Here is a 19474-nt window from a genome sequence, read left to right as displayed (position 1 = left end):
ATGGACACCCTCCTCATTGTTTTTCTGACGCTGCTCAACGGGGCGTTCGCCATGTCCGAGCTGGCCCTGGCATCCAGCCGCAAGGCGCGGCTCACGGCCATGGCCGAGGCCGGCGACAAGGGCTCGGTCACCGCGCTCCAGCTGCTGGACAATCCCACGCAATTCCTCTCCTCGGTGCAGGTCGGCATCACCTCCATCGGCATGCTCAACGGCATCGTGGGGGAAGCCGCGTTCAGCGACGACCTGGGCCGCCAGCTCGTGGCATGGGGCCTGACGGAAGCCACGGCCAGCGTGATGGCCACCGCGATCGTGGTGGTGGTCATCACCTTCATCACCATCGTGTTCGGCGAGCTGGTGCCCAAGCGCATCGGCCAGCTCTACCCCGAGGCCGTCGCGCGCTGGGTCTCGCGCCCCATGGCCTTCGTGGCCCAGGCCGCCAAGCCCTTCGTGTGGCTGCTCACGCACACCACGCAGTGGGTGCTCAAGCTGCTGCGCATTGACACCAATGCCGTGCAGCACGTGACCGAAGAGGAAATCAACGCCAGCCTGGAGGAGGGCGTGGACGCCGGCATCATCGAGGAACACGAGCACCAGATGGTGCGCAACGTGTTCCTGCTCGACGACCGCCAGCTCACCTCCATCATGGTGCCGCACTCGGAGATCGAATGGCTCGACGCCGAGGACCGCATCGACGCGGCCGTGCAGAAGGCCTGGACCACCGGCCATTCCTGGTACCCGGTGTGCCGTGGCGGGCTGGACGACGTGGTTGGTGTGATCCACCTGCCGCGCATGCTCGCGCTGCAATCCGAAGGCCACAACGAACCCTTGATGCAGCACGTGCTGCCGGCCGTGTTCGTGCCCGAGACACTCAGCGGCATGGAGCTGCTGGAGCAGTTCCGCGAGCGCGCGACGCGCATGGTGTTCGTGGTCGATGAATACGGCGTGGTGCAGGGCCTGCTCACGCCGCTGGACATGCTGGAGGCCATCACCGGCGAGCTGTCGCCGCGCACCGCGGTGGACGCCTGGGCGACGCAGCGCGAGGACGGCGCCTGGCTGGTGGACGGCGCGATGCCCGTGACCGAGCTGAAGTCGCGCCTGGCGATCGACGAGCTGCCCGACGAGGACAAGGGGCGCTACAACACCGTGGCCGGCCTCATGCAGACCGTGGCGGGCGACCTGCTGGGCCGGCGCGAGCACGTGGACTGCGCGGGCTGGCGCTTCGAGGTGCTGGTGCTCGATGGGCGCCGCATCGACCAGGTGCTGATCACGCGCCTGCCCGAGCCCGAGTCGGCAGAGGCGGTCGAGGCCGACGGCTGAGCCGCGCGCTCACAAGCCCCACCACGGGGGCAGCCAGCGCCGCACCTCCGGACGGCCGAAGCGCTCGTCCATCAGCACCACCACGCCTTCATCGTCCGGTCCGCGGATGACGCGGCCGGCCGCCTGCACCACCTTCTGCAGGCCGGGGAACAGGTAGGCGTAGTCGTAGCCCTGGCCGAAACGCGCCTGCAGCCGCGCGCGCAGTTGTTCGGTCACCGGGTTGAGCTGCGGCAGGCCCAGGGTGGCGATGAAGGCGCCGATGAGGCGCTGCCCGGGCAGGTCGATGCCTTCACCGAACGCACCACCCAGCACCGCGAAGCCGATGCCCTGGCTGTCTTCGGTGAAGCGCGCGACGAAGGCCTCGCGCTCGGGTTCGCCCATGCCGCGCGACTGCGCCCACACCGGCAGCGCCGGGTTCGTGGCCTGCAGGCGCTGCAGCGCCTGCTGCAGGTAGTCGAAGCTGCTGAAGAAGGCGAGGTAGTTGCCGGGCCGTTGGGCGTACTGGTCGGCCATGACCTCGACCAATTGGTCGAGCGAGGCGGCGCGGTCGGCGTAGCGGGTGGAGAGGTTCGGCGTCACGCGCACCTGCAGCTGCGAGGCATCGAAGGGCGAGGGCACGGCCAGGCGAGCGGTGTCTTGCGGCAGGCCCAGCAGGTCGCTCACGTAGGTCATGGGGCTGAGCGTGGCCGAGAACAGCGTGGCGCTGTGCGCGGCCTGCCAGCGCGGCTGCAGCAGCGGGCCGGGGTCGAGGTTGCGGATGTTCAGCACCGGCTGGCGCGCGCGGCCGGCCGCGCGCGGCGCGGGCGTGAGGTCCACCAGCGAGTGCTGGTCGAACACCTCGGCCACGCGCAGGAAGCGCTGCACCTCGAACAGCCAGTCCTGCAGACCGGCCGCGTTCGCGCCCTCGGGTTCGAGCGCGAGGTGGTCCGACAGCGCCGCGCTGTGGCGTTGCAAGGCCTCGATGAACGCACCCGGCAGTTCGGGCAGCACCGTGTGGTCCTGCGTCTGCAGGCGCGCCAGCGCGCTCCAGGGGCGCTGCAACCGGTCCATGGTTTTCTTCAGCGCGGCCGGTGCGCCCTTGCGCACGGCCTGGAAGGCGGCGGGGCGCAGCTCGGCGCTGTACATGAGCCGCGCGCGCTCGATCAGGTTGTGCGCCTCGTCCACCAGCAGGCCCACGCGCAGTCCGTCGCCCAACGTGAGCGACCAGGCGTGCGCGCTGAGGTCGAAGAAGTGGTTGAAGTCGCCCACCACCACGTCGCTCCAGCGCAGCAGGTCCTGGCCCAGGTAATACGGGCAGACCTCGTGGCGCAGGGCGATCTCGCGCAGCGCGGCCTTGTCGAGCCAGCCCGCCTGCGCGGCGGCCTCGCGCGCGGCCGGCAGGCGGTCGTAGAAGCCGCGCGCGAGTGGGCAGGACTCGCCGTGGCAGGCCTTGTCCGGGTGCTCGCAGGCCTTGTCGCGCGCCACCAGTTCGAGCACGCGCAGTGGCTGGGCCTTCATGCGCTGCAGGGCGTGCAGCGCGAGCTGGCGCCCGGGTGTCTTGGCGGTCAGGTAGAAAAGCTTGTGCGTGCCCTGGGCGGGCGCGGCGCGCAGGGCCGCGAACAGCGTGGCCATGGTCTTGCCAATGCCGGTGGGCGCCTGCGCGAGCAGGTGGCGCCCGGCGCCGTGGCAGCGGTAGACGGCGGCGGCCAGCTCGCGCTGCCCGGGCCGGAAGCCCTCGAACGGAAAGGCCAGCGCGCGCAGCGCCGCGTCGCGCGCGGCGCGGTGCGCCAGCTCGGCGCGCGCCCAGCCCGCGTAGCGCGCGCAAAGCGTTTCGAAGAAAGCCTTGAGCTCCACCGCGCTGTGCCACACGGGCAGCACCGTCTCCTGCCCGGTGTCGATGTTGAAATAGACCAGCGCGAGTTCGATGCGCTCCAGCGCATGCTGTTCGCACAGCATCCAGCCGTAGACCCGCGCCTGCGCCCAGTGCAGTTCGCGGTGGTTGTCGGGGATGCGCGCGGCATCGCCCCGGTGCGTCTTGATCTCCTCCAGGCGCGGCACCGCCGGGTCGAAGCCGTCGGCCCGGCCCTGCACCCGCAGCTCGCCGCAGCGGGCGCTCAGCGGCACCTCGCGCTGGTAGCCCGCCGCGCGCCGCGTGGTGACGGTGGTGTGGCCGGCGATGCCGTCCTGCGCGCTGGGCGAGGGCGTGAAGCGCAGGTCCAGGTCGCCCGCCTTGGCCGCGAAGGCGCACAGCACGCGCACCGCCACCGAGGCGGTGGTCGTGTCGATGGACGGTGGGTTGGCCGACATGATTCGCCATGGTACTGGATATATAGTCAGTGGATGTCTGCGATCGCCACCGCCCTGACGCGGCGCCACCACCAGCGCCTGCGCGAGATCTACCGCTCGGCCGGCTGGCCCTGCCACGACATGCTGGAGGTGGAGCTGCTCGCCGCCGGCCTGCTGGAGCGCCGGCCTTCGCCCGAGGGGTTCGAGAGCCTGCGCGTGACCGAGGCCGGCATCCAGCGGCTGGCCGAGGTGTTCAGCCAGAACAAGGCCGCGCGCACGCCGCACGAGGCCCTGGTGGAGCGCGTGGCCACGGCGATGGCGCAGGCCGGGCGGCTCAGCTGGCGCGGCCTGATGCTGCGCGTGCCGCTGCCGCGCGCGCTGCTGGGCGGTGAGCCCGCTGCGGACACCGGCGGCCCGCTGCAGGCCTGCGCCTTCGAGAGCGAGGCCGTCGCCGCCCCTGCGCCCGAGCACGGCTGGTGTATGGCCTCTCCGGACGTGTTCTCGGTGCGGCACACCACCGTGGAGGCCTACCTGGAGCCCGTGGTGCATGAGATCAAGGTGAGCCGCGCCGACCTGCTGGGCGACCTGCGCAAACCCGCCAAGCGCGCCGCCTACCTGGGCCTGGCCAGCGCCTGCTGGTACGTGCTGGGGCAGGACGCCAGGGGCCGCCCCATCGCCGCGCCCGACGAGGTGCCGCCCGAGTGCGGCGTGATGCAGCTCGAAGGCGAGCGCCTGGTGATGGCGCGCGAGGCGCCGCGCCGCGCGGTCGAACGCCTGCCCTTCCACGTGTGGATGGCGCTGGCGCGCAGTGGGCCGGCCGTGCGGCCGGAGGACGACGCGCAGTCGCTGCTGTGACCCGATCGGTGAAATCCCACTGGCGCGGCAGGGCCACTCTGGCGATGATGTGTGCCTGTGCTGTTTCTCGGAGACCACGATGAAAACCCTGAACGACCACCTGAGCCAGTACGCGGCCTACCACCGCGACCGCCGCAACATCGTCACGCACTTCATCGGCATTCCCATGATCGTGCTCTCGGTCGTGGTGCTGCTGGCGCGCCCGGCCTTCGACGTGGCGGGCCTGCCCCTGTCCCCGGCCACGCTGGCGGTGATCGCCGCCACGCTCTACTACCTGCGGCTGGACCTGCGCTTCGGCGTGGTGATGGGCCTGCTGCTCGCGGCCTGCCTCGCGGTGGCGCAGGCCACGGCGGGCCTGTCCACCGGCGCCTGGGCCACCTTCGGCGTGGGCCTGTTCGTGGTGGGCTGGGTGATCCAGTTCGTCGGCCACATCTACGAAGGCCGCAAGCCGGCCTTTGTCGACGACGTCATGGGGCTCATCATCGGCCCGCTGTTCGTGGTGGCCGAACTCGCCTTCCTGATGGGCCTGCGCCGCGAGGTGGAGGCGGTGGTCGAGTCGCGCGCGGGCCCGGTGCACGGCGGCCGCGAGCTCGCCAAGTGATCCGGCCCGAGTCGCCCGGCGACGTCGAAGCCATCCACGCGCTGACGGCGGCCGCTTTCCAGCGCGCGCCGCACACCAGCCACACCGAGCACCTCATCGTCGATGCCCTGCGCGCCGCGGGGCAGCTCGCCGTGTCGCTGGTCGAAGAGCGGCAGGGCGCCGTGGTGGGCCATGTGGCGGTGTCGCCGGTGACGGTATCGGACGGCACACGGCACTGGTTCGGCCTGGGCCCGATCTCGGTGCTGCCCGGTTACCAGGGGCTGGGCGTGGGCAGCGGGCTCATGCGCGCGGCCCTGCAGCGCCTGCGCGATCAGGGCGCGGGCGGCTGCGTGCTGCTGGGTGAGCCGGCCTTCTACGGCCGCTTCGGTTTTCGCGCCGTGCCCAACCTGCTGCTGCCGGGTGTGCCGCCCGAGTATTTCCAGGCCCTGGCCTTCAACGGGCGGGTGCCGCACGGCGAGGTGAGCTACCACGAGGCCTTCGACGTGCGGCCGCCGGAAGCCGAAAACCACACGCGCTGACGGGCTGATCGGCGCGCGGTGGCACCGAGGTTGTTTTCATGTAACTATTCAAGTTACATGAAAATCGACAGCAAACTCTCGTCCATCCTCCACCTGCTGCTGCACATGGCGCAGAGCGAGCGGCCCATGACCTCCGAGGCCCTGGCCGCCTGCCTGCAGGGCAGCAGCCCGGTGGTGGTGCGCCGCACGCTCGCCGGCCTGCGCGAGGCCGGCTTCGTGAGCTCCGAACGGGGCCACGGCGGCGGCTGGGTGCTGGCCTGCAACCTCAAGACCGTGACCCTGCGCGACGTGTATGACGCGGTCGGCGCACCCACGGTGTTCGCCATCGGCCACCGCTCGGACAACCCCGAGTGCCTGGTGGAGCAGGCGGTCAACGAGGCGCTGTCGGGCGCGTTGCAGGAGGCCCAGGCCCTGCTGGTGCAGCGACTGGGCCGCGTGACGCTGGCCGACCTCGCGGCCGATTTCAACCGCCGTTTCGACGCCCACCCCCATGCCAGGAGCCACCATGCCCACCACCACCTCCCCGAATGACGCCATCGTGATCGGCGGCAGCTACGCCGGCCTGTCCGCCGCCCTGCAGCTCGCGCGGGCGCGCCGCCGCGTGCTCGTGATCGACGCCGGCCTGCGCCGCAACCGCTTCGCCAGCGCCTCGCACGGCTTCCTGGGCCAGGACGGCCGCGCGCCCGGCGACATCGCCGCCGAGGGCCGGGCCCAGCTGCTCGCCTACCCCAACGTGCGCTGGCTGGACGGCACCGTCGCGCGCGCCGAGACGCAGGGCGAGGGTTTTGGCGTGGCGCTCGACGGTGGCCACACCGAGCAGGCCCGCACGCTGGTGATCGCCACCGGCGTGGTGGACGAGCTGCCGGCCATCGAAGGCCTGGCCGAGCGTTGGGGCCGGGGCGTCTTCCACTGCCCGTACTGCCACGGCTACGAGCTCGACAACGGGCGCATCGGCGTGCTGGCGGTCAGCGAGATGTCCATGCACCACGCGCTGATGCTGCCGGACTGGGGCTCGACCACGCTGTTCCTCAACGAGGCCTTCGTGCCCGACGAGGCGCAGCGCGCCGCGCTGGCCGCGCGCGGTGTCACGGTGGAAGCCGGCGCGGTGGCGCGCCTGGTGGACACCGCCACGGTGGAGCTGCGCGATGGCCGCCGCTTCGCCCTGGATGGTCTGTTCACCATGGCGCGCACGCACATCGCCAGCCCCGTGGCGGCTCAGCTGGGCTGCGCCATGGACGAAGGCCCCACAGGCGCCTTCATCCGCACCGACGCGATGCAGGGCACCAGCGTGCCCGGCGTGTTCGCCTGCGGCGATGCCGCGCGCGCGGCCGGCAATGTGGCGATCTCGGTGGGCGCGGGCGCCATGGCCGGGGCCAGCGCGCACCGCGCCCTGATGTTCGGCTGATCGTTTAGCGCGCCGGTTGCAGGCGCGTCACGCGGACCTGCACGAAGACTTCTTCGGTGGCCGCGTAGTCCCACTGCTCGACGGCGCAGGCGCGCTCGGCCGCGTGCCAGCGCACCAGGTTCACCGAGTTGGGTGCGCCAGGCCGCACGCGGTGCGACACGGCGGTGCCGGCCTGCACCGCCCACATCGGCCGCGCCAGGCCGGGCAGGGGCATCACGTAGGGCAGGTGGATGTGGCCGCCCATCACGAGGTCGGCACCCGCGGCGGCCCAGGCGTCCTGCGCGGCGGTGTGGCCGATCAGGCGGTCCGGCTCGTCCTGCGGGCGCTGCACATCGATCGGCTGGTGCACCACCACCACGCGCAACTGGGCCGGTGTGGCCTCGGCCAGCCGCGCCGCCACGCGCGCGACCTGCGCCGCCGACACCTCGCCGTTCTTGTGCCGGTGCGCGCGCGTGGTGTTCACGGCCAGCACCATCAGCCCGGCGGAACTGAACTGCGGTTCGAGCTCGTCGCCGAAGGCCGCGCGGTGGCCCGCGTAGGGCCGCACCAGCCGGGCCCAGCCGTTGAACAGCGGGATGTCGTGGTTGCCCGGGATCACCAGCCGGGGCGCGCCCAGCTGGTCCATGAAGCGGCGCGCGGCCTCGAACTGGGGGGCGCGGGCGCGCTGGGTGATGTCGCCCGAGAGCACCACGAGGTCCGGCCCCAACCGCTGGGCCAGCTGCACCAGGGCCTGCACCACCGGCGCCCGCTCGGTGCCGAAGTGGGGGTCCGAGACCTGCAGGATCGCGCTCAAGCGGGGGCCTCGCGGTCGGCGGGTGCCGGTTTGAGCAGGAACAGGGGCACCGGCAGCACGCGCACATCCAGCGGCGCCTTCATGCGCAGGACTTCCCCATCGACCGCGACCTTCAGGCGCCGCGCACCCGCCACCGACGGCGCGCGCACCACCATCTGCTGGAACTCGAAGTGCTCGATGTCGTCGGCCTCGCCAAGCGTGCCCATGGCGCCTTGCCACATCAGGCGCAGCAGGGCCCAGGTGCCGATGGGCTTGAGCATCACCGCCGTGACGCGGCCGTTGTCGCGCGCGCCATCGGGGCGCTGGCCTTGCACCACGCCCACCTGCTCCAGCTGCAGGCGGTTGTTGCCCACGAACAGGGTGAGGGTCTTCACCTCGCGCTGCGCGCCGTCCAGGCCGATGCGCAGTTTCAGCCGCCGCTGCGCGCGAAACAGGGTGGCGAAGGCCGCCCAGATCGCCACCCACTGGCTGCGCCCGAAACGGTTCTTCCAGACCTCGCGGTCCTCCAGCAGGTCGGGGTACAGGCCCAGGCTCGCGTTGACCAGGAACAGGTGCTCGTTGACGGCGGCCACCTGCACCGGCTCGGGCCGCGCGCCCAGCAGTTGCGCCATGGCATCGGCCACGTCGGTGGCGATGCCGTGCGTGCGCGCGAAATAGTTGAAGGTGCCGCGCGGGATCACGCCCAGGGCGCAGCCGGCGGCGTGGGCGGCCTGGGCCACGGTGTTGATGGTGCCGTCGCCACCCACGGCCACGATGGCCGTGTTCGTGTCGCGCGCCTGCCGCGCCAGCTCGGCCGTGCGGCGCGGCAGGTCGGCCGGTTCGCACACGTGCAGCTGGCCCGGCCGGCCCGAAGCGCGCAGCGCGGCTTCGATGGTTGCGCGCGTGCCGTCGCCGTCCTGGCTGCCGGAGCGGCTGTTGATGACGAAGTGCAGCGTCGAGGCCGGGTCGAAAGGGGGGCTTCAGGCATGGGCGGCCAGGAAATGGGTTCGAACCAGTGTAGCGGCGCTGGTTGAAAACCCCATGGCACAAGCCGGTCCGGCTGGCGATGATGGTGGGCATGAACGCCCCTTTGCCCAGTAGCCCCGCCGCCCAGTTGTTCGACCGCGTGAAGGCCGCGCTCAGCGGTGAACACCGCCAGCGCCTGCCCGGCAACTGGTCGCCCGTGGCGCGCTACCTCGACCCCGCGCGCCACCAGCGCGAACTCGCCGCCCTGCGCCGGTTGCCGCAGGCCGTGGCCGACGCCGCCGCGCTGCAGGCGAGCGGGGACTGGCTGGCGCGTTCGGTGCATGGCGTGCCGGTGCTGCTCACCCGCCATGCCGACGGGCAGCTGCGCGCCTTCATCAACGTGTGCCGCCACCGGGGCGCGGCGCTGGTGCCCGAGGGCGCCTGTGGCCAGGGGCGCGAGCGCTTCGTGTGCCCGTACCACAGCTGGACCTACGGCAACGATGGCGCCTGCGTCGGCCGCCCGCACGACCGCGACTTTCCCCACGCGCCCAAGGCCAGCTCCGGCCTGGTCGAGCTGCCCTGCGCGCAGCGCTTCGGCCTGGTCTGGGTGGTGGCGACGGCCTTGCCCGCGTTCGACTGGGCGGCGTACTTCGGCCCGCTGGGCGAAGAGATCGACGGCCTGGGCTTCGACGCCGCCGCGCGCGTGCAGCGCCACCGCCATTTCACCCAGGCCTCGAACTGGAAGCTGGTGCTCGACGCCAACCTGGAGAGTTACCACTTCGCCTACGCCCACCGCGAGACCATCGCCTACCTGTTCCACGACAACGTGGTGGTGCACGACCAAGTGGGCGACCACCAGCGCATCGTGCTGCCCAAGCGCAGCTTCGAGGAACTGAGCGAGCCGCCGGCCACGCTGGAAGGCTTCGCGAAGACGATCAACACCATCTACTTCCTGTTCCCCTCCACCCTGCTGCTCTGGGAGGGCGACCATATCAACGCCTTCGCGCTCTCGCCCACCGACGCCGCCACCACGCAGGTCGACGGCTGGCTCATCGCGCCGCGCCAGCACCTGGCCACCCGCAGCGACAGCTACTGGCAGCGCAACTTCGACATGTTCTGGACCGCGATCGACGAGGACTTCGCGCTCGCCGCCAGCATGCAGCGCGGCCTGGACAGCGGGGCGAACCAGGCCCTGTGCTTCGGCGAGAACGAGTTCGCCTGCGAGGCCTTCCATGGCTCGGTGCAGCGCATGGCGGGCGATGGCACGTAGAGTGGGGTGTCACAAACGCGGGGGCTTGCCCGTCTAGGCTGTCATGAACGATCCCACCACCACCTTCAACCGCCTGCGCCCCCGGCTGCAGGGCATCGCCTACCGCATGCTGGGCTCGCCGGCCGAAGCCGAAGAGGTGGTGCAGGACGCCTGGCTGCGCTGGCACGAGGCCGCGCACGCCGACCTGGACAGCAGCGAGGCCTGGCTGGTGACCGTGACCACGCGCCTGGCGATCGACCGCCTGCGCAGCGCCAAGGTGCAGCGCGAGCACTACATCGGCACCTGGCTGCCCGAGCCGTTGCTGGCCGATGCGCCGGTGACGCCCGAACAGCTGCTGGAGCGCGCCGACGACGTGTCGGTGGCTTTTCTCGCCATGCTGGAGCGGCTGGCGCCCGAGGCGCGCGCGGCCTTCCTGATGCGCGAGGTGTTCGACGCCGACTACGGCGAGGTGGCCGAGGCCCTGGGCAAGACCGAGAGCGCCTGCCGCCAGATCGTGCACCGCGCCAAGGCGCAGCTGCAGGACGACCGGCCACGCCACATCGTGCCGCGCGAGGCCCAGCTGCGCCTGCTGCGCGGCTTTGCCGATGCGGCCGCCACCGGGCAGTTCGACCGGCTGCAGTCGCTGCTGGCCGAGGACGCGCAACTGATCGGCGACGGCGGCGGCAAGGTGCCCAGCTTTGGCGTGCCGCTGGTGGGCGGGCGGCGCATCGCGCAGCTCTACTACGCCACGCACCGGCGCTTCGGCGAGGACGTGCGCTTCGAGGTCGTGGTCCTCAACGGGCAGTGGGGCCTGCTGCGCTTCATCCAGGGCGGGCTGGAGTCGGCGCAATCGTTCGTGACCGACGGCGAGCGCATCCTGCGCCTGCACGTGCAGCGCAACCCCGACAAGCTCGCGCGCATCGCCGCCGCGCTCGGCCGCGAGCTGGCTGTCACAAACCCGGGGCCCTGAGCGTCTTCATGGGTGTGTTTCCCAACCACCCTTGAAAGACGAACCATGAACGCAGCAAGACTTCCCTGGACCGAGATCGCCCCCAAGGCCTACCAGGCCATGGCCGCCGTCGGCGCCACCACCGCCGGTTCCTCGCTCGGCCCCATCCTGATCGAGCTCGTGAAGACGCGCGTCTCGCAGCTCAACGGCTGCGCCTTCTGCGTGGACATGCACGTGCGCGACCTGCGCAAGCACGGCGAACGCTGGCAGCGCATCAACAGCCTCGTGACCTGGCGCGAGACCGGCCTGTACAGCGAGCGCGAGCGCGCCGCGCTGAACTGGGCCGAGTCCCTGACCCGGCTGGTGGACCACCACGGCAGCCGCGACGCCGATTTCGAGCAACTGCAAACCCAGCTCAGCGACCAGGAAATCGTCGAGCTGTGCTGGACCGTCGCGCAGATCAACGCCTGGAACCGCATGGCCGTGGGCATGCACGCCCCCGTGGCCGAGAAGGAGATCGCATGAACATCGTGGTCATCGGAGGCAGCGGCCTCATCGGCAGACAACTCGCCACCCTGCTGCGGCAGGCCGGCCACGCGGTGACGGCGGCCTCGCCCTCGTCGGGTGTCAACGCCGTCACCGGCGAAGGCCTGAGCGAGGCCCTGGCCGGCGCGCAGGTGGTGGTGGACGTGAGCAACTCACCCTCCTTCGAGGACGAGGCGGTGATGCACTTCTTCCGCGCCTCCACCCGCAACCTGCTCGACGCCAGCGCGCGCGCGGGCGTGGCCCATCACGTGGCCCTGTCGGTGGTGGGCTCCGAGCGGGTGCCCGCGAGCGGTTACTTCCGCGCCAAGGTGGCGCAGGAAGCGCTGATCCAGGAAGGGCGGGTGCCTTACACCCTCGTGCGTGCCACGCAGTTCCACGAGTTCCTGATGTCGATCGCCCACGTGGCCACCGAAGGCCAGACCGTGCGCCTGCCCTCGGCGCCGCTGCAGCCCATCGCGGCGAGCGACGTGGCCGAGGCGCTGGCGGACGTGGCGGTGCAGGCCCCGCTCAACGGCACCTGCGAAGTGGCGGGGCCCGAAGCCGTGCCGCTGGACCAGCTCATCCGCCAGCTGTTCCAGGCGCGCCAGGACCCGCGGGAGGTGGTGTCGGACCCCGGGGCCACGTATTTCGGTTCGCCGCTGGAGGGCAACGCCCTCATCCCCGGCCCCAATGCGCGCATCGGCAAGGTCTCCCTGGCGCAGTGGCTGGCCTCATAGCAGGATCTGGTTGTCGGGCGTGGGCGGGGGCGGCAGATCGCTCTCGCCCAGCAGGCTGCGCAGTTCGCGCTCGATGCCCTGGCACAGGTGGGCCATGGGCACGTCGTTGGCGCCGCCTTCGAACGGGTTCTCGGTGCTTTCACCCACCTGGTCCAGCGAGAGGTACATCCAGGCCACCAGCACGCTGAAGGGCACCGAGAGCCAGACCATGTGGCCGGCGAGCAGGCCGCTCACGCTGTCGTTGAGGCGGTCGAACTCGCGCACCAGGCAGAAGGGCAGCAGGGCCGCGAAGCACCAGACGAACAAGGTGTTGATGGTGGCGTACTGGCGCGGGTAGGGGAAGTTCTTGAGGCGCTCGACGCGGCTTTGCTGGTCCAGCAGTTCCTTGATGGTCTTCTGCAGCTCGGTGTGGTGCAGCACCGCGAGTTCCTGGCGTGCATACAGCTCGCGCAGGGTTTCGCTCTGCAGGTTGAGCAGCAGCAGGCCCTTGTGGCCCGTGCTCGCCACGCGCAGCCGCTCGGTTTCGCCGAGCAGGGGCGCCAGCTCGGTGTCCAGCGGGGTGTCGTGCTCGGGCACGCGGAAATGCCAGGCGCGGTATTCGGCGTTGGCGCGGCTGTTCGCAGATTCCCACACGCGCCCCTGCCGCAGCTGGTGGCGCAGCACCGTGAGCCAGGCCAAGTGGCGGTGGATGAGCAGCTGCGACGAACCGCCGGTGGTCGGAAACATCCGGCAGATCAGGCCCCAGTAGCGGCTCGTGCCGACGATGGAGGACCAGACCTGCTGCGCCTCCACCGTGCGCTGGTAGGTCTGGGCGTTCTTGAAGCCCACGATGAAGGAGGTGGCCGTGCCCAGCAGCACCGCGACCGACCAGGGCGCGGCGATCCAGGTCAGCCCGAAGACCTGGTACAGCGTGGCCGGCACGGCGGCCAGCACCAGCAGGATGTAGGTCTTGCGGCGCGTCCAGGCGAGGAACTCGGCGAGGGTGTACGACTTGGCGATTTTCATGGTGGGTGGAGCGAGGGGGTGGAGGGGCTTGACGCAGACAAGACGTTCGGCCCCGTCGCCTTGTGACAGCGCCGCGTGTACGCTCTCGCCCATGCACCTGATCCAGACCCTCGATGCGGGCGTGCTCGAACTGCGCCTGAACCGGCCCGAACGCCTCAATGCCCTCACGCTCGCGCTCGCGCGCGACCTGCTGGCGGCGGTGCAGGCCGGCGTGGCCGACCCGGCGGTGCGGGTCATCCTGCTCAGCGGCGAAGGCCGCGCCTTCTGCGCCGGCAAGGACCGCGACGACCCGCCCACCCCCGCCTTCGTCGAGACCCTGCAGGCCCTGGCCTCGCTGCTCGTGCGCTGCCCCCAACCGGTGGTGACGGCGGTGCAGGGCTGGGTGGTGGGCGCGGGCGTCGAGCTCATGCTCAACGGCGACCTCAGCGTGGCCGCGCGCGGTGCACGCTTCGCGCTGCCTGAGGTGCAGGTGGGTCTGTTCGGCACCGGCGGCGTGGCCGCGCTGCTGCCGCGCCTGGTCGGGTTGCAGAAGGCCAAAGGCCTGCTGATGCTGGGGCAGGAGCTGGGCGCCGTGGACGCCGAGCGCTGGGGCCTGGTGTGGCAGGTGGTGGAGGACGGCGCGTTGCAGGTCCAGGCGCGCGAGCTGGCGCAACGGCTCGCGCGCAGCAGCCCGGCGCTGCTGGCCGAGGTCAAGCAACTGGTGCACCGCGAGCAGCTGGGCGACTTCGACGCGTCGCTGGCGCGCGAGACCGCCGTGCACCAGCGCCTGAACCCCTTGGCGGACGCGGTCACCGGCCCCGGCGGCCAGCGGACCTGAGGCCGGCTCTGCACAATGCCGGGCATGACCACCCCGGCACCCGAACCCCGCTTCTTCCAGCCCGTTCCCCTCGACAAGGCCTACCGCCTCATCAACCACGGCCCCACCGTGCTGGTGTCCTCGGCCCACGCGGGCGAGGTCAACGTGATGTCGGCCGCCTGGGCCTGCGCGCTGGATTTTTCACCGCCCAAGGTGACGGTGGTGATCGACAAGGCCACGCGCACGCGCGCATTGGTGGAGGGCAGCGGCACTTTTGCGCTGTGCGTGCCGTCGGCCGGCCTGGCCGCGCTCACGCTCGGCGTGGGCACCGACAGCGCACTCACCGTGCCGGACAAGCTCGCGCGCCACGGGGTGAAGACCTTCCACGCCCCCGGCCACGAGGCCCTGCCGCTGGTGGAGGGCTGCGTGGCTTGGCTGGTGTGCCGGCTGATGCCCGAACCGCACAACCAGGCCGCCTACGACCTCTTCATCGGCGAGGTGGTGGGCGCCTGGGCGGACGATCGGGTGTTCCGCGCGGGGCGCTGGCATTTCGATGGCGCGCCCGATCACCTGCGCACCCTGCACTACGTGGCCGGGGGGCAGTTCTACGCGACGGGCGCCTCGCTGCAGGTGGGCGGCGGCGGCTGAGGCCCGCAGGCCTTCGCCTCAGTAGTGCGGCGGCAGTTCGTCGCGCAGGTTGCGCACGGCCGGCGCGGCCTGGGGATCCCCCTGCTGGCGCAGGCGGCCGACCTCGCGCAGCAGCAGGTCGATCTGCTCCTGCTGGCGCGCCACCAGCTGGTTGAGCGTGTCGAGCAGGTCGTCGGCGTAGCTGGCCTTGATTTCCAGTTCGGTCAGGCGCTGTTCGGTGTCGGCGCCGGGGGCGTGCGGGGTCGGTGTCATCCCCCTATTGGACGACAAGACGGCCTCGGCCGTGGCGCAAAAGCCACTGTGTGTCATCGCACAGACGCTGGAAAGCGGGTGAGCCAACCTTGAAGGCAACCCAGCGCCTTGTGCGCACCCTGCCTGGAGGAGCCCCATGTCCGATGTCCACCCGTTCACCGAAACGCCTGCCTCGACCTGGTTCAACGACACGGTGGTGCAACTGCCCGCGGCGCCGCAGCCCGATGGCGTGCCACCGTGCCACTGGATGACGACCGCCGCGGCCTTTGCCGACACCGGCGGCCTGATCAGCGGCGACGAACTGGCCACGCGCATCCGGGAGCACTGCCTGCTGGACACGAGCCTGCGCGTGAGCGAACCGGTGTCGCTCGTGGCGCGCTGGATCGTGTCGCGGGCGGTGGTGTCCATCGACAGCCCGTGGGGCCACCTGCTGCCCATGTTCCAGTTCGATCTGCCGCGCGCTTCGCTGCAACCCGGGGTGGCCGTCGTGCTGGCGGAACTGCGCGGTGTGCTGGAAGGTGCGGAGCTGGCGCTGTGGTTCGTGACCCCCAACGAATGGCTGCACGGCGAGCGGCCCGCCGTGGCCATGCAGACCACGCTGCAGGCCGTGCGGCACGCCGCCCGCGCCGACCGCTACGTGGCGCTGGGCGGCTGAGCCCGGGCCTTCCAAGGCCCTGACCGCATTTGGTGTCCGCGTGCGGCCGGTATGTGCCCCCTGCATGTCGGTGCGTGCCTTGGTTCAGACCCCCGCGCATGGCCTGCGGCATTCTCGGTTGTCCTCGCGCACCACCGCGCACGGGACCATCTACCAGGGGAATTCCATGGCCGACCTCTACCTGCCCACCGCCGCACCGATGAAGCGCTTTCGGGCGGCGCCGCCACCCGCCGCGAGCGAGCCGCACCGATGGATGTCGATTGCCGCGGCGTTCGCCGACACGGGGGGACTGGTCAGCGGCGACGAGTTGGCCGACCTGATCCGGCAGCAGGCGCTGCGCGACGCCCGGCTGCAGATCTCCCAGCCGGTGTCGCTGGTGGCGCGCTGGATCGTCTCGGGCATGGCCGTTGCCATGGACAGTCCCTGGGGCATCGTGCTGCCTCTGTTCCAGGTCGATCTGGAGCGCGCCATCCTGCACCCGGAGGTGCCCATGGTGTGCGCGGAGCTGGGGGGTGTGCTGCAGGGCCCGGAACTCGCGCTCTGGTTCGTGACCCCCAACGAGTGGCTCGAAGGCGAACGGCCCGCGCTGGCCCTGCGGACCCGGCTGACGGAAGTCCGGCGCGCCGCCCGCCATGTGGCGGACAGCGCCTGACGCGACCCGCACTCAGAGGCGCGGTTCGCCGTTCTCGTTGACCAGGATGGTGCGCCCCGGCGGCGAGGTCATCTGCACCTGGTGCTGCACGCCGCGGAAGGTGTAGCTCACGTCCCAGTACTCGGGCGCGCCCTCGCTGTTCACGTTGGTGCAGCGCTGCACGTCCTGCGTCTGCGGGTTGTTGCGGCCCACGTTGGAGCCCACCGCCGCGCCCGCCACCGCGCCACCCACGGTGGCGATGTCGCGCCCGGAACCGCCGCCGATCTGGTGGCCCAGGATGCCGCCGATGACGCCGCCGACGATCGCGCCCGGCACGCTGCGCCGGCGCTCGACTTCCTCGCGCTCGATCCAGCAGCGCTGCCCACCGCCGTAGATGGCGCGCGAGGCGCTCACCGGCACCTCGTACAGGGTTTCCGAATCGCGGCGCCGGTAGTCGCGCGCCACCGGCTGGCCCGGGGCGGGCGCCTGGTACACCGGTGAGGGGTAGGCCTGGGAACTCACGGGCGGGCGGGAGCCGCAGCCGGCGAGGCCCAGCACAGCCACCGCCGCCAGCAGGGCATGGCGGTGTGAAACAGGGAGGGGGGTGTGAAAGAGGTTCATGGTCGCTCCTTGTGGGATGGCAGGTTCATGCGTTCCAATGTGCCCCTCGCCCTGGGGCGGGTCTGTGCGCCAGGACACCGACGTGGAGGCGGCCCTGGGCTCACTGGAAAACGGCCCGTGTGCTAAAACGGAACGCACCATGAACGACGCCCGAGTGATCGCCGTCCACCGGAGCCGCCTGCACCACTTCTCCAAGGAGCGGGTGCATGCGATCACCCTGCTCGAGGGCCTGGGCGTGCAGGGCGATGCGCACTGCGGGGCGACGGTTCAGCACCTCTCGCGCGTGGCGCGCGATCCCAGCCAGCCCAACCTGCGCCAGGTGCACCTGCTGCAGGCCGAGCTGTTTGTCGCCCTGGCCCACCAGGGGCACACGGTGCATCCCGGCGATCTGGGCGAGAACATCACCACCGAAGGCATCGATCTGCTGGAGCTGTCCACCGGCACCGAACTGCAGCTGGGGGCCGAGGCGCGGGTGCGCATCACGGGCCTGCGCAACCCCTGCGTGCAGATCGAGCGTTTCCAGCCCGGCCTGCTGGCCGCGGTGCTGGGCCACACGGCCGATGGGGAACTGGTGCGCAAGGCGGGGGTGATGGCGGTGGTGCTGCACGGCGGCGTGGTCTCCGCGCAGGACCGCATTCGGGTGCTGCGGGCCACCGTCCCGCACGTGCCGCTTCGGCCGGTCTAGTTCAGGCGTCTGTGTCGCGCGCCAGCGCGGCCGTCCATTCGGCCACCGCCGCGTCCAGATCGGGCGCGGCCATGAGGGCGCGCACCACGCCCACCGAGCGCACGTTGGCGTTCAGAACCTCGGGCAGGTTGTGCAGGTCGATGCCGCCGATCGCCATGTGCGTGACGCCGCGCAGCAGGGGCGCGTAGGCGCGCAGGCGGCCCGTGCCCTGAGGCGCGGTGGCCATCTGCTTGAGCGTGGTGGGAAACACCGCGCCCATGGCGATGTAGCTGGGGTTGTGGCGGTCGGCGATCAGCATCTCGGCGTAGCCGTGCGTGCTCAGACCCAGGCGCAGGCCGGCGCGGCGGATGGCGGCCAGGTCTTCAGGGGCCATGGCCTGCAGGTCTTCCTGGCCCAGGTGAACGCCATAAGCGCCGGCCTCGATGGCTTCTTGCCAGTGGTCGTTGACGAACAGTAGCGCGCCCGTGCCCTGCACGCCGGCCACGGCGGCGCGGATCTCGGCGCGGATGGCCTGCGCGTCGCCGGACTTGAAGCGCAGCTGCACCGTGGGCACGCCCGCGCGCGCCATGCGCACCGTCCAGTCCGCATCGGGCATCACGGCGTAGAGACCGAGCTCGGGCGGGCAGGCCGCGAAGGCGTGCTCGCGCGGGAAGGGCGCCATGTCGAAATCGGCCGGTTCGTCGGGCCAGTGGGCGGCATCGAAGCGGCCGGTGCGCCGCGTGCGGGTGGACCAGGCGCGCGCCACGCAGACGGCGTCGATGTCGATGAAGCCGAGTTCGTGCGCGGCCTGCAGCGCGGCGACGAACACCGGGTCGTCGGAGGCGGGCGCGGGCGGCACGGCATGCGGGGCCAGGGGCAGGGCCAGCGTGGCGCGGTGGGCGTCCACGATGGCCTGGACCATCGCTTCGGTGGAGGTGATCGTGGTGCTCATGCGAAACCTCCGTGCGGCGCACTGCGGTGCGAGCTTGTTTGGGAGCGGCCCTGCGCTGCGCTCATGAACCGTGGTGCCAGAAAGGGGTGCCCATCACGGGCGTGCTCGGCTGCGCGCTGGCTTGCGGCTGCATGGCGCCCGAGCGGTGGGCGGCGCGGCCGGCGCGCACGGCGTCGGCGAAGGCACCGGCCATGTCCACCGGCGACTGCGCGAGCGCCACGGCGGTGTTGAGCAGCACGGCGTCGAAGCCCCACTCCATCACGGTGCAGGCGTGCGAGGGCAGGCCCAGGCCGGCGTCCACGATCAGCGGCACGCTCAGGCGCTCGCGCAGCAGGCGCATGGCGTAAGGGTTGACGGGGCCCTGGCCGGTGCCGATGGGCGCGGCCCAGGGCATCACGGCCTGGCAGCCCACGTCCACCAGGCGCTGGCACAGCACCAGGTCTTCGGTGCAGTAGGGCAGCACCTTGAAGCCGTCGTTGATCAGCTGGCGCGCGCAGTCCACCAGGTTGAGCGTGTCGGGCTGCAGGCTGTAGTCGTCGCCGATGAGTTCGAGCTTGATCCAGGGCGTGTTGAAGACCTCGCGCGCCATCTGCGCGGTGGTGATCACCTCCTGCGTGGTGTGGCAGCCGGCGGTGTTGGGCAGCACCGGCACGGCCAGTTCCTGCAGCAGCTTCCAGAACGCCGCGCCGGCCTCGGGCTGCGCGGCGCCCTGGCGCCGCAGCGAGGCGGTGAGCATGGCGGGCCGCGAGCGCTTCACGGCGGCTTCCAGCGTGGCGGGCGAGGGGTAGCGCGAAGTGCCCAGCAGCAGGCGGCCGGCGAAGGTCTCGCCGTAGAGCACCAGCGGGTCTTCCTGGGCGAGCGGTGGGGTGTTCATGTCCATGGCGGGTCTCTCCTCAGCCCCCGGTGATGGGGGCGATGATTTCGATGCGGTCACCGTCGTTCAGCCGGTGCTGGGCGTAACCGGTGCGGGGCACGAACTGCAGGTTGACGGCGGCGGCGAACACGGCCGGCGGCTCCCAGACGAGCAGCGCGTCGGCCAGCGTGGCGCCTTCGGGCAGTTCGCGGGTTTCCTGGTTGATGATCACATTCAT

The 19474-nt window shown here is 71.4% G+C and carries 24 protein-coding genes; 15 read left to right on the top strand and 9 right to left on the bottom strand.

Translation table 11 applies throughout. From position 1 onward, the window contains the following. Positions 1 to 1317, top strand: coding sequence for a hemolysin family protein (locus ABSY19_RS06750; protein WP_382160455.1), 1317 nt, complete (start codon positions 1 to 3; stop codon positions 1315 to 1317). Between the two features lie 9 nt (positions 1318 to 1326). Here the strand turns inward: ABSY19_RS06750 and ABSY19_RS06745 are convergent, their stop codons facing one another. Further along, a complete protein-coding gene (locus ABSY19_RS06745; RefSeq protein ID WP_382160452.1) occupies positions 1327 to 3603 on the bottom strand; it encodes an ATP-dependent DNA helicase in 2277 nt (758 codons plus the stop codon). 33 nt (positions 3604 to 3636) lie between these two features. Between ABSY19_RS06745 and ABSY19_RS06740 the strand changes: the two genes are divergently transcribed. From ABSY19_RS06740 to ABSY19_RS06720, 5 genes are all read left to right on the top strand, one after another. Beyond that, entirely contained in the window at positions 3637 to 4437 is an 801-nt protein-coding gene (locus ABSY19_RS06740) for a hypothetical protein (RefSeq protein WP_382160449.1), read from the top strand. A gap of 79 nt (positions 4438 to 4516) precedes the next feature. Then, a complete protein-coding gene (locus ABSY19_RS06735) occupies positions 4517 to 5038 on the top strand; it encodes a DUF962 domain-containing protein (RefSeq protein ID WP_382160446.1) in 522 nt (173 codons plus the stop codon). After that, positions 5035 to 5556 (top strand): GNAT family N-acetyltransferase, encoded by a 522-nt coding sequence (locus ABSY19_RS06730; protein WP_382160444.1) that lies wholly within the window; start codon positions 5035 to 5037, stop codon positions 5554 to 5556. The genes ABSY19_RS06735 and ABSY19_RS06730 overlap by 4 nt, the downstream gene beginning before the upstream one ends. Positions 5557 to 5613: 57 nt before the next feature. Beyond that, positions 5614 to 6087 carry an Rrf2 family transcriptional regulator gene (locus ABSY19_RS06725; protein WP_382160441.1) on the top strand — a complete coding sequence of 158 codons (474 nt, stop codon included), beginning with the start codon at positions 5614 to 5616 and terminating at the stop codon, positions 6085 to 6087. Next, positions 6062 to 6961: an NAD(P)/FAD-dependent oxidoreductase gene (locus ABSY19_RS06720; protein WP_382160438.1), complete on the top strand. Its 900-nt coding sequence runs from the start codon at positions 6062 to 6064 to the stop codon at positions 6959 to 6961. The genes ABSY19_RS06725 and ABSY19_RS06720 overlap by 26 nt, the downstream gene beginning before the upstream one ends. A 4-nt stretch (positions 6962 to 6965) precedes the next feature. Here ABSY19_RS06720 and ABSY19_RS06715 read toward each other — a convergent pair whose 3' ends face one another. Both ABSY19_RS06715 and ABSY19_RS06710 read right to left on the bottom strand, forming a co-directional pair. Then, positions 6966 to 7754, bottom strand: a complete 789-nt coding sequence (locus tag ABSY19_RS06715; RefSeq protein ID WP_382160435.1) for a metallophosphoesterase family protein — start codon at positions 7752 to 7754, stop codon at positions 6966 to 6968. Then, complete coding sequence (locus ABSY19_RS06710) at positions 7751 to 8674, bottom strand: diacylglycerol/lipid kinase family protein (protein WP_382163713.1); 924 nt, start codon at positions 8672 to 8674, stop codon at positions 7751 to 7753. The genes ABSY19_RS06715 and ABSY19_RS06710 overlap by 4 nt, the downstream gene beginning before the upstream one ends. Before the next feature lie 137 nt (positions 8675 to 8811). Between ABSY19_RS06710 and ABSY19_RS06705 the strand changes: the two genes are divergently transcribed. Genes ABSY19_RS06705 through ABSY19_RS06690 form a run of 4 tightly spaced genes read left to right on the top strand, consistent with a single transcriptional unit; the run spans position 8812 to position 12159 of the window. Then, positions 8812 to 9969 (top strand): aromatic ring-hydroxylating dioxygenase subunit alpha, encoded by a 1158-nt coding sequence (locus ABSY19_RS06705; protein ID WP_382160432.1) that lies wholly within the window; start codon positions 8812 to 8814, stop codon positions 9967 to 9969. 43 nt (positions 9970 to 10012) lie between these two features. After that, positions 10013 to 10918, top strand: a complete 906-nt coding sequence (locus ABSY19_RS06700) for an RNA polymerase sigma-70 factor (RefSeq protein ID WP_382160429.1) — start codon at positions 10013 to 10015, stop codon at positions 10916 to 10918. A 45-nt stretch (positions 10919 to 10963) separates the two neighbouring features. Further along, on the top strand, positions 10964 to 11422 hold the full coding sequence (locus ABSY19_RS06695) for a carboxymuconolactone decarboxylase family protein (RefSeq protein WP_382160426.1): 459 nt from the start codon (positions 10964 to 10966) through the stop codon (positions 11420 to 11422). Continuing rightward, complete coding sequence (locus tag ABSY19_RS06690) at positions 11419 to 12159, top strand: SDR family oxidoreductase (RefSeq protein WP_382160423.1); 741 nt, start codon at positions 11419 to 11421, stop codon at positions 12157 to 12159. The genes ABSY19_RS06695 and ABSY19_RS06690 overlap by 4 nt, the downstream gene beginning before the upstream one ends. Here ABSY19_RS06690 and ABSY19_RS06685 read toward each other — a convergent pair. Then, on the bottom strand, positions 12154 to 13164 hold the full coding sequence (locus ABSY19_RS06685) for a bestrophin family protein (protein WP_382160420.1): 1011 nt from the start codon (positions 13162 to 13164) through the stop codon (positions 12154 to 12156). The genes ABSY19_RS06690 and ABSY19_RS06685 overlap by 6 nt on opposite strands. Positions 13165 to 13255: 91 nt before the next feature. Between ABSY19_RS06685 and ABSY19_RS06680 the strand changes: the two genes are divergently transcribed. Both ABSY19_RS06680 and ABSY19_RS06675 read left to right on the top strand, forming a co-directional pair. Continuing rightward, positions 13256 to 13981 (top strand): enoyl-CoA hydratase/isomerase family protein, encoded by a 726-nt coding sequence (locus ABSY19_RS06680; protein WP_382160418.1) that lies wholly within the window; start codon positions 13256 to 13258, stop codon positions 13979 to 13981. A 24-nt stretch (positions 13982 to 14005) separates the two neighbouring features. Further along, a complete protein-coding gene (locus ABSY19_RS06675; protein WP_382160416.1) occupies positions 14006 to 14608 on the top strand; it encodes a flavin reductase family protein in 603 nt (200 codons plus the stop codon). A gap of 18 nt (positions 14609 to 14626) precedes the next feature. Here ABSY19_RS06675 and ABSY19_RS06670 read toward each other — a convergent pair whose 3' ends face one another. Next, entirely contained in the window at positions 14627 to 14860 is a 234-nt protein-coding gene (locus ABSY19_RS06670) for a SlyX family protein (RefSeq protein WP_382160414.1), read from the bottom strand. 136 nt (positions 14861 to 14996) lie between these two features. On the opposite strand from ABSY19_RS06670, the gene ABSY19_RS06665 reads away from it, so the two are divergent. Together ABSY19_RS06665 and ABSY19_RS06660 are read left to right on the top strand one after the other, a co-directional pair. Continuing rightward, positions 14997 to 15515, top strand: coding sequence for a hypothetical protein (locus tag ABSY19_RS06665; RefSeq protein ID WP_382160411.1), 519 nt, complete (start codon positions 14997 to 14999; stop codon positions 15513 to 15515). Between the two features lie 166 nt (positions 15516 to 15681). Continuing rightward, a complete protein-coding gene (locus tag ABSY19_RS06660) occupies positions 15682 to 16167 on the top strand; it encodes a hypothetical protein (protein ID WP_382160408.1) in 486 nt (161 codons plus the stop codon). Between the two features lie 12 nt (positions 16168 to 16179). Here ABSY19_RS06660 and ABSY19_RS06655 read toward each other — a convergent pair whose 3' ends face one another. Continuing rightward, on the bottom strand, positions 16180 to 16767 hold the full coding sequence (locus ABSY19_RS06655) for a glycine zipper 2TM domain-containing protein (RefSeq protein ID WP_382160406.1): 588 nt from the start codon (positions 16765 to 16767) through the stop codon (positions 16180 to 16182). 139 nt (positions 16768 to 16906) lie between these two features. Between ABSY19_RS06655 and ABSY19_RS06650 the strand changes: the two genes are divergently transcribed. Next, positions 16907 to 17452 carry an MOSC domain-containing protein gene (locus ABSY19_RS06650; RefSeq protein ID WP_382160402.1) on the top strand — a complete coding sequence of 182 codons (546 nt, stop codon included), beginning with the start codon at positions 16907 to 16909 and terminating at the stop codon, positions 17450 to 17452. 1 nt (position 17453) lies between these two features. Here ABSY19_RS06650 and ABSY19_RS06645 read toward each other — a convergent pair whose 3' ends face one another. From ABSY19_RS06645 to thiS, 3 genes are all read right to left on the bottom strand, one after another. Then, positions 17454 to 18383: a thiamine phosphate synthase gene (locus ABSY19_RS06645; RefSeq protein WP_382160400.1), complete on the bottom strand. Its 930-nt coding sequence runs from the start codon at positions 18381 to 18383 to the stop codon at positions 17454 to 17456. Between the two features lie 61 nt (positions 18384 to 18444). Next, complete coding sequence (locus ABSY19_RS06640; protein WP_382163711.1) at positions 18445 to 19257, bottom strand: thiazole synthase; 813 nt, start codon at positions 19255 to 19257, stop codon at positions 18445 to 18447. 19 nt (positions 19258 to 19276) lie between these two features. Then, entirely contained in the window at positions 19277 to 19474 is a 198-nt protein-coding gene (gene thiS / locus ABSY19_RS06635; RefSeq protein WP_291121245.1) for a sulfur carrier protein ThiS, read from the bottom strand.

This window comes from Hydrogenophaga sp. ANAO-22 (genome assembly GCF_042466645.1).
Classification (GTDB): domain Bacteria; phylum Pseudomonadota; class Gammaproteobacteria; order Burkholderiales; family Burkholderiaceae_C; genus Hydrogenophaga.
Note: the sequence above shows the minus strand (reverse complement) of the source record. Positions and strands in the feature narration are given on the sequence as shown.

Bases quoted from the DNA above. Each gene is read 5' to 3' on its own strand.
- ABSY19_RS06685 (WP_382160420.1), bottom strand. From the start codon at position 13,164: ATGAAAATCGCCAAGTCGTACACCCTCGCCGAGTTCCTCGCCTGGACG.
- ABSY19_RS06745 (WP_382160452.1), bottom strand. From the start codon at position 3,603: ATGTCGGCCAACCCACCGTCCATCGACACGACCACCGCCTCGGTGGCG.
- ABSY19_RS06645 (WP_382160400.1), bottom strand. From the start codon at position 18,383: ATGAGCACCACGATCACCTCCACCGAAGCGATGGTCCAGGCCATCGTG.
- ABSY19_RS06725 (WP_382160441.1), top strand. From the start codon at position 5,614: ATGAAAATCGACAGCAAACTCTCGTCCATCCTCCACCTGCTGCTGCAC.
- ABSY19_RS06680 (WP_382160418.1), top strand. From the start codon at position 13,256: ATGCACCTGATCCAGACCCTCGATGCGGGCGTGCTCGAACTGCGCCTG.
- ABSY19_RS06660 (WP_382160408.1), top strand. From the start codon at position 15,682: ATGGCCGACCTCTACCTGCCCACCGCCGCACCGATGAAGCGCTTTCGG.
- ABSY19_RS06675 (WP_382160416.1), top strand. From the start codon at position 14,006: ATGACCACCCCGGCACCCGAACCCCGCTTCTTCCAGCCCGTTCCCCTC.
- ABSY19_RS06720 (WP_382160438.1), top strand. From the start codon at position 6,062: ATGCCCACCACCACCTCCCCGAATGACGCCATCGTGATCGGCGGCAGC.
- thiS (WP_291121245.1), bottom strand. From the start codon at position 19,474: ATGAATGTGATCATCAACCAGGAAACCCGCGAACTGCCCGAAGGCGCC.
- ABSY19_RS06695 (WP_382160426.1), top strand. From the start codon at position 10,964: ATGAACGCAGCAAGACTTCCCTGGACCGAGATCGCCCCCAAGGCCTAC.
- ABSY19_RS06650 (WP_382160402.1), top strand. From the start codon at position 16,907: ATGAACGACGCCCGAGTGATCGCCGTCCACCGGAGCCGCCTGCACCAC.
- ABSY19_RS06740 (WP_382160449.1), top strand. From the start codon at position 3,637: ATGTCTGCGATCGCCACCGCCCTGACGCGGCGCCACCACCAGCGCCTG.
- ABSY19_RS06670 (WP_382160414.1), bottom strand. From the start codon at position 14,860: ATGACACCGACCCCGCACGCCCCCGGCGCCGACACCGAACAGCGCCTG.
- ABSY19_RS06640 (WP_382163711.1), bottom strand. From the start codon at position 19,257: ATGAACACCCCACCGCTCGCCCAGGAAGACCCGCTGGTGCTCTACGGC.
- ABSY19_RS06705 (WP_382160432.1), top strand. From the start codon at position 8,812: ATGAACGCCCCTTTGCCCAGTAGCCCCGCCGCCCAGTTGTTCGACCGC.
- ABSY19_RS06735 (WP_382160446.1), top strand. From the start codon at position 4,517: ATGAAAACCCTGAACGACCACCTGAGCCAGTACGCGGCCTACCACCGC.
- ABSY19_RS06700 (WP_382160429.1), top strand. From the start codon at position 10,013: ATGAACGATCCCACCACCACCTTCAACCGCCTGCGCCCCCGGCTGCAG.
- ABSY19_RS06665 (WP_382160411.1), top strand. From the start codon at position 14,997: ATGTCCGATGTCCACCCGTTCACCGAAACGCCTGCCTCGACCTGGTTC.
- ABSY19_RS06690 (WP_382160423.1), top strand. From the start codon at position 11,419: ATGAACATCGTGGTCATCGGAGGCAGCGGCCTCATCGGCAGACAACTC.
- ABSY19_RS06750 (WP_382160455.1), top strand. From the start codon at position 1: ATGGACACCCTCCTCATTGTTTTTCTGACGCTGCTCAACGGGGCGTTC.
- ABSY19_RS06655 (WP_382160406.1), bottom strand. From the start codon at position 16,767: ATGAACCTCTTTCACACCCCCCTCCCTGTTTCACACCGCCATGCCCTG.